The sequence below is a fragment of the Sphingomonas sp. BL2 genome (genome assembly GCF_056680015.1).
This window is the reverse complement of record NZ_CM155261.1, coordinates 2,105,832-2,118,485: the sequence shown is the minus strand read 5'-3', so window position 1 is coordinate 2,118,485 and position 12,654 is coordinate 2,105,832. Positions and strand designations below refer to the sequence as shown.

12 protein-coding genes are annotated in these 12,654 nt (G+C 66.9%); 11 read left to right on the top strand and 1 reads right to left on the bottom strand.

Features of this window, described 5'->3' with window-relative positions; translation table 11 throughout:
* Positions 1-84: 84 nt before the first annotated feature.
* The 3 genes from otsB to AC1ME3_RS09800 are packed head-to-tail and all read left to right on the top strand — an operon-like array spanning position 85 to position 3,976.
* The gene (gene otsB, locus AC1ME3_RS09810) at positions 85-798 is read left to right on the top strand and encodes a trehalose-phosphatase (RefSeq protein ID WP_480953021.1); all 714 of its coding nucleotides are present in this window, start codon (positions 85-87) and stop codon (positions 796-798) included.
* Positions 795-2,591, top strand: a complete 1,797-nt coding sequence (locus AC1ME3_RS09805) for a glycoside hydrolase family 15 protein (protein WP_056060739.1) — start codon at positions 795-797, stop codon at positions 2,589-2,591. The genes otsB and AC1ME3_RS09805 overlap by 4 nt, the downstream gene beginning before the upstream one ends.
* Positions 2,588-3,976, top strand: coding sequence for an alpha,alpha-trehalose-phosphate synthase (UDP-forming) (locus AC1ME3_RS09800; RefSeq protein WP_480953020.1), 1,389 nt, complete (start codon positions 2,588-2,590; stop codon positions 3,974-3,976). The genes AC1ME3_RS09805 and AC1ME3_RS09800 overlap by 4 nt, the downstream gene beginning before the upstream one ends.
* A gap of 132 nt (positions 3,977-4,108) precedes the next feature.
* Here AC1ME3_RS09800 and AC1ME3_RS09795 read toward each other — a convergent pair whose 3' ends face one another.
* Entirely contained in the window at positions 4,109-5,182 is a 1,074-nt protein-coding gene (locus AC1ME3_RS09795; protein ID WP_480953019.1) for a mechanosensitive ion channel family protein, read from the bottom strand.
* Positions 5,183-5,295: 113 nt separating this feature from the next.
* Here AC1ME3_RS09795 and AC1ME3_RS09790 point away from each other — a divergent pair, with 113 nt between their 5' ends.
* The 8 genes from AC1ME3_RS09790 to dapB all read left to right on the top strand — a co-directional run bounded on the left by AC1ME3_RS09790 (position 5,296) and on the right by dapB (position 12,653).
* Positions 5,296-6,036, top strand: a complete 741-nt coding sequence (locus tag AC1ME3_RS09790; protein WP_480953018.1) for a phosphocholine cytidylyltransferase family protein — start codon at positions 5,296-5,298, stop codon at positions 6,034-6,036.
* Entirely contained in the window at positions 6,033-7,148 is a 1,116-nt protein-coding gene (locus AC1ME3_RS09785; protein ID WP_480953017.1) for a hypothetical protein, read from the top strand. The genes AC1ME3_RS09790 and AC1ME3_RS09785 overlap by 4 nt, the downstream gene beginning before the upstream one ends.
* Positions 7,149-7,199: 51 nt before the next feature.
* Positions 7,200-8,354: a CDP-alcohol phosphatidyltransferase family protein gene (locus AC1ME3_RS09780; protein WP_480953016.1), complete on the top strand. Its 1,155-nt coding sequence runs from the start codon at positions 7,200-7,202 to the stop codon at positions 8,352-8,354.
* 130 nt (positions 8,355-8,484) lie between these two features.
* A complete protein-coding gene (locus tag AC1ME3_RS09775) occupies positions 8,485-8,946 on the top strand; it encodes a DUF2141 domain-containing protein (protein WP_480953015.1) in 462 nt (153 codons plus the stop codon).
* An 85-nt stretch (positions 8,947-9,031) separates the two neighbouring features.
* Positions 9,032-10,123, top strand: a complete 1,092-nt coding sequence (locus AC1ME3_RS09770; protein ID WP_480953014.1) for a diacylglycerol/lipid kinase family protein — start codon at positions 9,032-9,034, stop codon at positions 10,121-10,123.
* Positions 10,120-11,028 carry a hypothetical protein gene (locus AC1ME3_RS09765; RefSeq protein WP_480953013.1) on the top strand — a complete coding sequence of 303 codons (909 nt, stop codon included), beginning with the start codon at positions 10,120-10,122 and terminating at the stop codon, positions 11,026-11,028. The genes AC1ME3_RS09770 and AC1ME3_RS09765 overlap by 4 nt, the downstream gene beginning before the upstream one ends.
* Positions 11,025-11,789 carry a nucleotidyltransferase family protein gene (locus tag AC1ME3_RS09760; protein ID WP_480953012.1) on the top strand — a complete coding sequence of 255 codons (765 nt, stop codon included), beginning with the start codon at positions 11,025-11,027 and terminating at the stop codon, positions 11,787-11,789. Before AC1ME3_RS09765 ends, AC1ME3_RS09760 begins: the two co-directional genes overlap by 4 nt.
* A 93-nt stretch (positions 11,790-11,882) precedes the next feature.
* Positions 11,883-12,653 (top strand): 4-hydroxy-tetrahydrodipicolinate reductase, encoded by a 771-nt coding sequence (gene dapB / locus AC1ME3_RS09755; RefSeq protein WP_480953011.1) that lies wholly within the window; start codon positions 11,883-11,885, stop codon positions 12,651-12,653.
* The last annotated feature ends 1 nt before the right edge of the window (position 12,654 follow it).

Sequence of the window (12,654 nt, the reverse complement as noted above, 5' to 3'; positions counted from 1 at the left end):
GGCGCTAGGGGTTCAGGGATGATGCTAGCCGAACGCCAGCCCGCGACTGATGTCCTCGCGCCGCCCCTTGCCGTGCCCGACGCCGTGAGCCTTTTCTTCGATTTCGACGGGACGCTCGTCGATCTTGCCGCGACGCCGGATGCAGTCGTTGTGAGCCAGATGCTGCTCGATACGCTCGATACGCTCGCCGAGCGCTTTCCCGGTCGCGTCGCGATCATCAGCGGGCGCTCGATCGCGCAGCTCGACGCGATGCTCGGGCGCCACGCGCATTTGTTCGCGGTCGCGGGCAGCCACGGGGCGGAAACGCGTACGCCCGACGACGGCCATGTCGCGGCCGAACGCCCCGCCTCGCTCGAAGCCGCCGCCGACTCGTTCCGCGACTTCGCCGACGCCAACGGCCTCGTCTACGAGGCCAAGAGCCTTGGCGCCGGGCTGCATTACCGGATGGCGCCGGACTTCGAACCCGCCGCGGTCCGCCTCGCCGAGGACCTCGCCACCACCCACTGCCTCACGCTCCAGCGTGGGAAGATGATGGTCGAACTGCGCACCCCCGGCGACAAGGGTGCCGCCCTCCGCGATCTGATTGCCACGCCAGCGATGACGGGCAGCGTACCGTATTTCTTCGGCGACGACGTCACCGACGAGGACGGCTTCGAAGCCGCGCGCGATCTTGGCGGGGCGGGCGTGCTGATCGGCGAGCAACGGCCTACCGCCGCCACCTACCGCCTGAACGACGTTGCCGCACTTCGCGACTGGATTGCTGCCATATTGGAAACACCCACGTTGGAAACACGATGACCGCACCTACCCAAAAAGCCGACATGAACCTGTGGCCGATCGGCAATTGCCAGGTCTCCGCGCTGATCGACAAGACCGGCACGTTCGTCTGGGGCTGCGTGCCTCGCGTAGACGGCGACCCCGCGTTCTGCGCGCTGCTCGGCGGCGATGCGCCCAAGACCGGGTTCTGGGCGATCGAACTGGAGGGTGGTGCGAAAACCACGCAGGCCTATATCCGCAACACACCGATCCTGGTCACCCGTCACGAGGACGAGGCCGGCAACGCGGTCGAGGTGATCGATTTCTGCCCGCGGTTCGTGCGCGAGGGGCGGACCTATCGCCCGACCAGCTTCGTCCGGATCGTCAAGCCGGTCGCGGGCTCGCCGCGCATTCGCGTTCGGATGCGGGTCGCGACGAACTGGGGGAAGCCGACCGAGCACACGCAGGGCTCGAACCACATCCGTTTCCTGATGGACGACCAGACGCTGCGGCTGACCACCGATGCGCCGGTCGGGCATATCGTCGGCGAGAACTGGTTCCGGCTCGAGCGCCAGATGCACCTGTTCCTCGGCCCCGACGAGAGTTTCGCGGGCGTGCTGCACGAGGCGGCCGAGGCAATGCTGTCGCGGACCAAGGACGAATGGCGTCACTGGGTGCGCGGACTCGCGACTCCGGTCGAGTGGCAGGACGTCGTCATCCGCGCCGCGATCACGCTGAAGCTGTGCCAGCACGAGGAGACCGGCGCGATCGTCGCCGCGCTCACCACCTCGATCCCCGAGCACGAGGGGTCGGAGCGCAACTGGGACTATCGCTACTGCTGGATTCGCGACGCCTATTATACCGTGCAGGCGCTCAACCGCTTGGGTGCGCTAGACGTGCTCGAAGGGTATCTCGAATATCTGCGCAACATCGTCGATGCGTCGAAGGGGGGGCACGTCCAGCCGCTCTACGGGGTCGGCGGTGAGGCCACGCTGATCGAGCGGATCGAGAGCGACCTGCCCGGCTATCGCGGCATGGGTCCGGTGCGCGTCGGCAACCAGGCGTACGAGCAGATCCAGCACGACGCGTACGGCCAGATCATCCTGTCCGACGTGCAGGCGTTCTTCGACAAGCGGCTGTTCCGGATGTCGAGCGAAGAGGACTTCAAGAGCCTCGAACTGGTCGGCGACCGGGCTTGGGAGACGTACGACAAGCCCGATGCGGGGCTGTGGGAGCTGCGGACCAAGGCGCACGTCCACACCTATTCGGCGGCGATGTGCTGGGCTGCGTGCGACCGGCTGGCCAATGCGGCGGAGGTTCTTGGGCTGGAGGATCGCCGTACGTTCTGGGAGGAGCGTGCCAACACCATCCGTACGACGATCGAGCAATCGGCGTGGCGCGAGGATACGCAGCGTATCTCCGCGACGTTCGGTGGCGATGACCTCGATGCAAGCCTGATCCAGCTGCTCGACCTGCGCTTCTTCGCGCCCGACGATCCGCGGTTCCAGTCGACGCTGAAGGCAGTCGAGGAGGGTCTGCGGCGCGGCAGCCACATGCTGCGTTACGCGACCGAGGACGATTTCGGCCTGCCGCATACCGCGTTCAACGTCTGCACCTTCTGGCTGATCGAGGCGCTGCACGCGACCGGCCGGACCGCGGATGCGCGCGCGCTGTTCTGCGAGATGGTCGCGCGGCGGACGCCGGCCGGGCTGCTGTCGGAGGACATCGACCCGAATACCGGCGAACTGTGGGGCAATTATCCGCAAACCTATTCGCTGGTGGGGCTGATCAACTGCGCGGTCCTGCTCAGCAAGCCGTGGAGTGCCGTCCGATGAGCCGCCTCGTCGTCATCTCGAACCGCGTCCAGTCGGTCGATGCGCCTTCGGGCAACCAGGGCGGCCTCGCGGTCGCGTTGCTCGCCGCCCTGCGCGAAAAGGGCGGCGTCTGGTTCGGCTGGTCGGGCTCGACCACCGAGACCTTCACCGGGCACATCAATTTCCAGCAGGGCAAGGGCGTCACCACCGCAACGATCGACCTCGAAGAGCAGGATTTCGACGAATATTATAACGGCTATGCGAACCGCACGCTGTGGCCGCTGTTCCATTACCGAATCGACCTGACCGAGTTCGAGCGCGATTTCTCCAGCGGCTATGCGCGGGTGAACAAGCGGTTCGCGGAGACGGTGCTGCCGTTGATCGAGCCGGAGGATCTGGTGTGGGTCCACGATTACCACCACGTCCCGCTCGGCCAGGAACTGCGCAAGCTCGGCGTCGAGAACAAGATCGGGTTCTTCCTCCACATCCCGTGGCCGCCGATGGCGATGCTGCTGTCGCTGCCGAGCCACCGTGCGCTCGTCGAATCGATGTTCGCGTACGACGTGATCGGGTTCCAGACGCAGGACTGGCTGGACAGCTTCCTGCACTACGTGACGAGCCAGCTCGACGGCGTGGTCGGCGAGGATGGCTGGGTGACGGTCGGCGACCGCACGATCAAGGCGATCACGACGCCGATCGGGATCGAGACCGCCGACTTCGAGAAGTCGGCGAACAGCGACGCCGCGCGGCATGCCAAGGAGCGGATGTATATGTCCGCGACGGGTCGCAGCCTGATCGTCGGGGTCGACCGGCTTGATTATTCGAAGGGGCTTGCCGAGCGGTTCGCGGGGTACGAGCGGTTCCTCGGGTCGCATCCGGATCGGCGCGGGCTGGTCTACATGCTCCAGATTGCGCCGCCTTCGCGTGAGAAGGTTGATACCTACCAGGAGATCCGTGCGAACCTCGATTCGATGTCGGGGCGGATCAACGGCGAATATTCGGACATCGACTGGACGCCGATCCGCTACGTCAACCAAGGTTTCCCGCGGGATGTCTTGGCGGGGATCTACCGCGCGGCTCGCGTCGGGCTGGTGACTCCGTTGCGGGACGGGATGAACCTGGTCGCGAAGGAATATGTCGCGGCGCAGGATCCCGAGGATCCGGGCGTGCTGGTGCTGTCGCACTTCGCGGGCGCGGCGACGCAGCTGAAGGACGCGGTGCTGGTCAATCCGTACAGCCCCGAGGAGATGTCCGACGCGATCGACCGGGCGCTGAAGATGCCTCTCGCCGAGCGGAAAGCGCGGTGGGAGAAGCTGATCGACAACGTCCGCAAGGAGGACGTGATGTGGTGGTGCGAGCTGTTTATTACTGCGCTCGAAGCGGCGCCGGAGCACGTCGAGGCGTAATTCAATCCTCCCCCGCCAGGGGGAGGTGGCTGGCACTTGCCAGACGGAGGGGGAGGACACGGAACCCACGTGCCGCGTACCTCCCCCTCCGTCGCCTTCGGCGCCACCTCCCCCTGGCGGGGGAGGATTCGCTTAGGTCCGCGGCACCGGGTCCGGCGCCATCAGCAGGCGGTTGCGTGGGATCGCCTCGGGCATTTCCTCGCCGATATACTTCAGCAACGCTTCCCGCACGTCACATCGCAGATCGAACGCGATCGCGGCGTCCTTGGCGGTCATCAGGCCACGCAGTTCGATGCAGTCCGTCTTCACGTCGGTCACCTGGAGGTTGTAGAACCGCTTGTCCCAGCGCGGGTTGGACGTGACGATCTCGCCCAGCTTCTCGCGCAACCGCGGCACGTCCGCGGACGGATCGAGATACCAGAAGACCGACCCCATCAGCTGGCTCGTCTCGCGCGTCCAGTTCTGGAAGCTCTGCTCGAGGAACTTCGAGACCGGCACGACGAGGCGACGTTCGTCCCAGATCTTGATGACCACGAAGGTGAGGTTGATCTGTTCGACCCGCCCCCATTCGCCGTCGACGATCAGCACGTCGTCGATCCGGATCGGCTCGGTGAACGCCATCTGCACGCCGGCGATCAGGTTCTTCAGCGCGGGCTGAGCGGCCGCACCGACGACGAGGCCCGCGATACCCGCCGACGCCATCAGCGTGACGCCGATCGAGCGGATGCCGGGGACGCTGAGCAGCATCAGGCAGACGCTGACGAAGATGATGAAGAACGTGCCTATCCGCCCGAGGATCGCCGCCCGCGTGCGTTTGCGGCGGGCGCGGAGATTGTCCTCGACCGAGATGTCGGCGCGGATCTCGATGACGTCCTGGAACGCGCGCAGCGCCGCGACCGCGAGCCAGCCTAGCAACCCGGGGACGAGGAACCCGAGCAGCTGTTTCCACAGGTCCTCGATGTCGTTGTCCATCGGCAGGATCCGCGAGACGAATGCGACCGCGACCGAGACGAACACCGCGCGCAACGGGCGGCGGACGCGGGCTAGGACGAGGCCGTCGGTCTTGGCGGTCGAGCGGCGCTGGGCATGGCCGCCGATCCGCATCGTCAGCCAATGCGCGACCAGCGCGACGAGGACGGCCGCCGAGACGACGGCGACGCTCTCCAGCCAGACCCATTCGGGGGGTATGTGGAGCGATCTGAACATGCGCATTTGAGCGCAACGGCCGGGTGGGCATACGAGTTCCGCTGCAGTGCAGCATAATCGCGTGATACGTAGCAGCTTTTTTCCTGCCACACTTCGTGCGTAAGTCCGCGCCCATGAAGGCCATCATCCTTGCTGCCGGTCACGGATCGCGACTGCTGCCGTTGACGCTGACGGCGCCGAAATGCCTCGTGCAGGTCGGTGGCCGCGCGATCCTCGATCATCAGCTCGACGCGGTGGCGGAGGCCGGGTTCGAGGGGGCGGTGATCGTCGGCGGCTACCGGATCGAGCAGGTCGCCGCGCATCTGGCGGCGCGCGACGGTGGCGTACCCACCGAACTCGTGTTCAACCCGTTCTGGGCGATCGCCAACAGCATCGGCAGCGTGTGGGCATCGCGGGCGTATCTCGAAGCACCGTTCGCATTGATGAACGGCGACACGCTGTTCGATGCGGCTATCTTGCGCGCGGCGCTTGCCGATGAAGAATCCGGCGTGAAGCTGGTCATCGAGCCGCTGGTGACTCCGGGGCTCGACGACATGCTGGTCGAGGCGGACGGCGACGCTGTCGTCGCGGTCGGCAAGCATCTGGTCGGGCACCGGGCGACCGATCGATCGCTCGGGCTGATCGTGTCGACCGGCGGCGGTTCCTATGCCGAGGCGTTGCGCGCGGTGATTGGCGAGGACGAGGGCATCCACGCCTACCATCATGCGGTCGTCCGCCGCGTCGCGGAGACCATCGGCGTCCGCGCAGTGCGGATCGAGGGCGATGTCCGCTGGCAGGAGATCGACCGACCGGAGGACATCGCGCTGTGGCAGCACGACCATGACGCGGCTGCGGACTGCCGTTCGCGACCATGACGCAGAAGGTCGCGTTCCTGTTTCTCGGCGAGACGCTGCTGATCCCGCATCTCTATCCGATCGTCGAGGCGTTGGTCGCGGTCGAGCCGGACCTGCCGATCGATCTCTGGGTGAGCACGTCGATGCACGAGACGTTGCTGGGCGCCTGGGTTCGCGATGCGGGGATGACGACGGTCCGCATGCGGCGCGCGCCCGGCTTCCGCAGCGTTGCCGGCTATGCCGACGGTCGCAATCCCCCCCTGCCCGCCAAGCTGCCAATGCTGATCCGCCTCGCGCCGTATCTCGCGCGGACCGCGGTTGTCGTGTGCGCCGAACAGACGAGCCTGTGGCTGCCAGCGATACTGCCGTTGCGGACACGGTTCATCGACACCTTCCACGGTGCGGGATCGATGATGGCGCGCGGCCATTGGCGACGGCGCGCAGGGTGGCGGACGCTGGTCGCCGCCGAACGCGATCGCGGCGCGCTGATCGCGGGCGGCGACGATCCCGCGCGGATCGTCACGACGGGCTATGTAAAGGCCGCCTTTCGCCAGCGGACTCCGCCTGCCCGGCTGTTCGCGGATGCCAAGCCGGTGATCCTGTATAACCCGCACTGGCAGGCGCACCGGTCGTCCTGGTGGCGCTGGGGGGCGGAGGTCGTCGAGCGTATTCTGGCGGACGGTCGCTTCAACCTGATCTTCGCGCCGCACCAGCGTCTCGTCGAGCGTGCGCCGGCGTTGCCCGCGTTCGTCGCCAGCCTCGAAGGGCGTAGCGGAGTCCATACCGATCTCGACAGCTTCGCGATGGTCGACGGCAGCTATACCGCCGCCGCCGACCTGTATCTCGGCGATACGTCGAGCCAGGTCGTCGAATATCTGATGCGACCGCGGCCCTGCGTATTCCTGAACGCGCTCGGCGCAGACTGGAAGGGCGACTCATCCTACGCGATGTGGGACGCGGGAGAGGTCGTGGAGTCGCTCGCCGCCCTGCTCCCCGCGATCGAGCACGCGCCGATGGTGCATCCCGACTATACCGCGTTTCAAGTCCGGTTCGTCGACGAGGCCTTGGGCGACGTGTCCGGCCGTGCCCCGGAACGTGCCGCTCGCGAGGTGATCGCAGCCCTGCGACGCTGACCGGTCTACGGCGGCGTTCGCAATTCGTCTGCAATCGGCTATCGGCACCCCATGCACGACACGCCAGCACTCGTCTCCGTCAGAAGCAATGCCACCTTGTTGTGGGGCATGACCAATGCCGAGCGCGTCCGCCGGATCGGCGTCGCGCAAGGCCTGGCTACCTATACGGACGATGGCGATACGGACGGAGGCGACAAGAACGACGGGCATAAGAACGGCGCCGGCCCGGCGATCCTGGCCAATCTTGCCTATGCATTCGATCCGATGTGGGTCGCGTATCTGAAGACGCGTCCCGGCACGGTCGTCACGCGTACCGGCGTCCCCGTTCTCGCGCATGTCCGTGATAGCGACGAACGCGCCCGCATGATTGCCGCGATGCTCGGCGAGGCGCCGTTGGTGACCGGGCTGACCGTCATCGCCGCAGAGGCGGAAGAGGGCATTCTCAACGAAGCCCTGCGTAAACGGGAGAAGCCGTTCGCCGAGTTGCTCACCCCCGCCGCAGTCCCGGCGATCGAGCGCGCGAGCTATGTCGGTGCGTATAAGGGCGTCACCGACTTGCTGACCAAATATCTGTGGCCGGAATGGGCGCTGGCGATCACGCGGCTCTGCGCGCGCGCCGGGATCACGCCGAACCAGGTGACCGCGCTGGGATCGGTGCTGTGCATCGTCGCGACGGTCGCGTTCTGGCACGGCTGGTTCTGGACCGGGCTCGCCACGGGTCTGGTCTTCATGGTGCTGGATACCGTCGACGGGAAACTGGCCAGATGCACGATCACCGCGTCCAAGCTGGGCAATGCATGGGATCACGGCGTCGACCTCGTGCATCCGCCCTTCTGGTGGTGGGCCTGGGCGGCAGGATGCGCACCTTACGGCCGACCGCTCGAAGACGGCATGTTCTGGGCGGTGATCGGGACGATGATGTTCGGGTACGTCGCGCAACGCCTGATCGAGGGGGCGTTCATCGTTCGGTTCGGGATGCACATCCATGTCTGGGAACGGTTCGACAGCTGGTTCCGGTTAATCACCGCGCGACGCAATCCGAATATGGTGATCCTGTTCGCGGGACTGCTGGTGACGCGGCCGGACTGGGGAATCATAGGGGTGGCCGCGTGGACCGCGATCTCGCTAGTGGTCCATGTCGTGCGGTTGATGCAGGCTATTGCCCGCAAGGCAAAGGGCGAAACGCTGGTAAGCTGGCTCGCGTAAGATATGTCGTCCCGCGTAAGGCGCGTTCGATAGACGATAGGACGTAACCTTGCGATGAACGCCCCGTTCGCGTCGCAAATGTCATCTGTGCGCCGCGCTCCGGCCATCTTTTCCGCGCTTAAGTCCTGTCATGAAGACTGTGGTTTCCCTTAGCCTGGGCGCGGCGGCGCTGCTGATGCCCGTCTCGGCGCAGGCTGCCGAGGCGTGCGAAGGTACGCCCGGCGGCGGCAACGCCAAGCTGACCGTCGAGGCGACGGCGATGCACAACGCCGTCGGCGAGGTCGCGTTCACCGTCTATCCCGATGACAAGACACGGTTTTTGGCGAAGGGCGGCAAGCTGGTGCGGGCGCGCGTAGCGGCAAGCAGCCCGCGCGCGTGCTTCTGGCTGAAGCCCGGTCATTATGCGGTCGCGCAATATCACGACGAGAATAGCGACCATGATTTCAATCGGACGCTATTCGCGCCGAAGGAAGGTTTCGGCTTTTCCAACGATGCGCCCACATCGATCGGACTGCCGTCTTTCGACGCGGCGCGCACGGCCTTGGCCCCATCCGGAACCGTCGTGCGTATGAGAATGCGGTATCGCCGGTGATCCGATCTCCGCCGGTCGAAGCGGAACGGAAATCTTCCTGACACAAATTTGTAGCGGTTATGTACCGCGACGGGTATCTTATATCGTGGCCGATGCTGTTTCGAACTTCCATGCCTTTGGCGGGCACCCTCTTTCGCCACCGGCACCGCCGGCGTGGCTGCCCGAAGGCATGTTCGATCCGTCGGCATCCGAGCGGTACGGCGTGAGCCCGCGCGACGCGGCGGCGAAGATCCGTACCGGCATCATCTGCAACCCGAAAAGTCACCGCAACCGCAGCAGCGTCGAGGCGACCAAGCCGTTCCTGTCGGGCACCGTGCTGGCCGTGACGCCGCGCACGCAGGCCGAACTCGCCGAGGTGCTGACCGATTTTGCGCGCCACGGCATCGAACTGCTGGTGATCGACGGCGGCGACGGCACGATCCGCGACGTGATGACCGCCGCCGCGCGAGTGTGGACCGGTGCAGCCCCCCGCGTGGCGATCGTGCCGTCGGGCAAGACCAATGCGCTCGCACTGGATCTCGGGATCCCCGACGACTGGACGCTCGACCAGGCGCTCAGCGCGGCGCGCGACGGGAACGTCAAGATCCGCCATCCGATCGAGGTCGTCCGCAAGGATACCGGTACGCGGCTGCACGGCTTCCTTCTGGGTGCAGGCGCGTTCGTCGACGCCACTGCGCTGGCGCAGCGCACGCATCGCGCAGGGGCGTTCAACGGCGTAGCGGTTGGGCTCGCGCTGTGCTGGGCGATCCTCCAGACCCTGTTCGGGGGCGCGAACAGTTCGTGGCGCGCCGGCAACCGGATGCGAATCCGTTTCGAATCGCGCGGCGACGAAGGCGTTCATGCCGCTGGCAGGAATACGGATAGCGATCGCGCCCGCTATATTCTTCTCGCCTCGACGCTGAAGCGGATGCCGATCGGGATTCGCCCGTTCGGGGTGCCGCGCGCTGGACTGAAGACCTTGCTGGTCGATGCGCCGCCGCGTTGGCTCGCCGCCGCGACGCCGCTGATCGTCGCCGGATCGCCGGCCGCGTGGCTCGATCGTGCGGGGTATCACCGGATCGATTCGCCAAGCTTCGACCTGTCGATGGACTCGGGCTTCATTCTCGACGGCGAAGTCTATCCGGGCGGCGACCTGACCATCCGCGAGGCACGCGCGCTGCGTTTCGTCGTCCCGTGATCACGCTCGGCGACGTCGTCCGCCGCCAGTTGCACGTCCCGACCATCGCCGCCGTCCGCGACGTTGCGGCGATACTCGCAGGGGATGCGCCCGAGACCGCGGCGGTACTGTTCTACGGTTCCAACCTGCGCACTGGCGAGACCGAGGGCGTGCTCGATTTCTACGTACTGACCGCCGGCCCGCCCGAGCGTGGCCTGTGGCCGACCGTCAGCTACCGCGAGTTCGACCTGCACGGCGAGACGTTGCGCGCGAAGATCGCGACGATGCGGATGACGACGTTCGCGAAGGCCGCCGCCGCGCAGACGCTCGACACGACGATCTGGACTCGTTTCGTGCAACCCTCCGCGCTGGTCTGGGTCCGCGATCCGGCAACCGCGAACCGAGTCGCCGTGGCGATCGGCGATGCGGCAAAGTCCGCCGCACGCTTTGCCGCGGCGCTCGGCCCCGAAACGGGCACCGCCGACGATTATTGGCGCGCGCTGTTCCGCCAGACCTATGCCGCCGAACTCCGCGTCGAGCGCAAGGGTCGCGAGGGCCAGATCCTCGGCTTCGATCCGGGTCGCTACGCCGAACTCCTGCCGCTCGCCTGGACTGCCGACGGTATCGCCTATCGCGACGAAGCCGGCATGCTGAAGCCCGACCTGTCGCCAGCGCGTCGAAACGCGTTGCTGCGCGCGTGGGGCCGTCGCCGTCGTGCGGGCAAGCCGCTCAACGTCGCACGGCTGGTGCGGGCGGCGTTCACCTTCGAAGGTGCCGCGCGCTATGGGGTGTGGAAGGTCGAGCGGCATACCGGCGTCGCGGTGCCGCTGACCCCGTGGCGCGAAAAGCATCCGATCCTTGCCGCACCAGGCGTGTTCTGGCGGGTCTGGCGGGCGCGTGCGCAAACCGGGCCGAAAACGGTATGAGCGCGGATGTTCGAGGCTTCAACGCGCTGATCCTCGCCGGCTCGCGCGGCGGCGTCGATCCGGTCGCGGCCTATGCGGGCGTGTCGCACAAGGCGCTGATCGTGCTCGACGGCGAGACGTTGCTGGCGCGCGTGACGCATGCGTTGCGAGAGGCTGGCGCAAGCACGATCGCCGTATCGGTCTCCGACGACGCAGTCCGTGCCGCGGCAAATGCGCTCGGCCTCATCGTGCTCGACGCGGCATCCGGTCCCAGCCGCAGCGTCCGCGACGGCATCGAAGCGCTCGGCGCCCCCCTGCTGGTCACGACCGCCGATCACGCGCTGTTGCAGCCCGAATGGGTGACACGATTCCTAGCCGACGTCCCCGCACAGGCCGATGTCGGCGCCCTGCTCGCGCGCCAAGATGTGATCGAAGCCGCTGCGCCGGGCACGCGCCGCACCTATCTGCGCTTTGCCGACGGGGCGTGGTCGGGGTGCAACCTGTTCTACTTCGCAACGCCGCGCTCGGTCGGCGCACTCGATCTCTGGGCGCAGGTCGAGGCGGACCGCAAGCGACCATGGCGGATCGTTCGCCGACTCGGGATCGGTACGCTGCTGCGGTATCTGTCGGGTCGCCTGACGCTGGTCGCCGCGATCGCGCATCTCGGTCGCCTCGCTGGACTCGACGCAGCCGCGGTCGCCAGCCCGTTCGGGCTCGCCGCGGTCGACGTCGACAAGCCCGCCGATCTCGACCTGGTCCGGACGCTCGTCGAAAAGGCTTGAGCCGCCAACCGTCTACTCCAATTCCGCGAAGAAATAACTCGGCCTGCCGTTCGCCCCTGTTTCCGAAGGCCGGGTTGGTGCAAAGCGCCGCGCATGCAAACGCTCGCGCCCCAACCCGCCCCATCCGCCATCACGACGACCTCGATCGGCATTTATGGTAGCGCAGGACGCATGGGCCGCGCGATCGTCGAGGCGATCGAGGCGGCCGGCGCATCGCTCGCCGGCGGCGTCGACGCGCGCGAGGACCCGAACCCGCTCGCCCGGACCGCCGACGTGCTGGTCGATTTCTCGACGCCCTCCGCGGTCGAAGCGCACCTCGCCGCCGCGCGTGCCGCTGGTACCGCTATCGTCATCGGTACGACCGGCCTGTCGCCGCAGCACCAGTCGATGATCGACGACGCGGCAAAGGACATCGCGATCCTCCAGACCGGCAACACCTCGCTCGGCGTCACCCTGCTCGGCATCCTCGTCCGCGAGGCTGCCGCGCGGCTTGGGTCCGACTGGGACGTCGAGATCGTCGAGATGCACCACAAGCACAAGGTCGACGCGCCATCGGGCACCGCGCTTCTGCTCGGCGACGCCGCCGCCAAGGGCCGCGGCACGACGCTAGCCGAACTCCGCGTCGACAGCCGTGCGGGGCTCGTCGGCGCACGGACCGAAGGCACGATCGGCTTTGCGTCACTGCGCGGCGGATCGGTGATCGGCGACCACAGCGTGATCTTCGCGGGCGAAGGCGAGCGGATCGAGCTCAACCACCGCGGCGACGATCGCTCGATCTTCGCGCGCGGTGCCGTGCGCGCGGCGATCTGGCTCGCCGGGCAGCCCGCCGGACGTTACCGGATGGGCGACGTGCTCGGGCTATAAG

Bases quoted from the DNA above. Each gene is read 5' to 3' on its own strand.
- AC1ME3_RS09805 (WP_056060739.1), top strand. From the start codon at position 795: ATGACCGCACCTACCCAAAAAGCCGACATGAACCTGTGGCCGATCGGC.
- AC1ME3_RS09800 (WP_480953020.1), top strand. From the start codon at position 2,588: ATGAGCCGCCTCGTCGTCATCTCGAACCGCGTCCAGTCGGTCGATGCG.
- AC1ME3_RS09795 (WP_480953019.1), bottom strand. From the start codon at position 5,182: ATGTTCAGATCGCTCCACATACCCCCCGAATGGGTCTGGCTGGAGAGC.
- AC1ME3_RS09790 (WP_480953018.1), top strand. From the start codon at position 5,296: ATGAAGGCCATCATCCTTGCTGCCGGTCACGGATCGCGACTGCTGCCG.
- AC1ME3_RS09785 (WP_480953017.1), top strand. From the start codon at position 6,033: ATGACGCAGAAGGTCGCGTTCCTGTTTCTCGGCGAGACGCTGCTGATC.
- AC1ME3_RS09780 (WP_480953016.1), top strand. From the start codon at position 7,200: ATGCACGACACGCCAGCACTCGTCTCCGTCAGAAGCAATGCCACCTTG.
- AC1ME3_RS09775 (WP_480953015.1), top strand. From the start codon at position 8,485: ATGAAGACTGTGGTTTCCCTTAGCCTGGGCGCGGCGGCGCTGCTGATG.
- AC1ME3_RS09760 (WP_480953012.1), top strand. From the start codon at position 11,025: ATGAGCGCGGATGTTCGAGGCTTCAACGCGCTGATCCTCGCCGGCTCG.
- dapB (WP_480953011.1), top strand. From the start codon at position 11,883: ATGCAAACGCTCGCGCCCCAACCCGCCCCATCCGCCATCACGACGACC.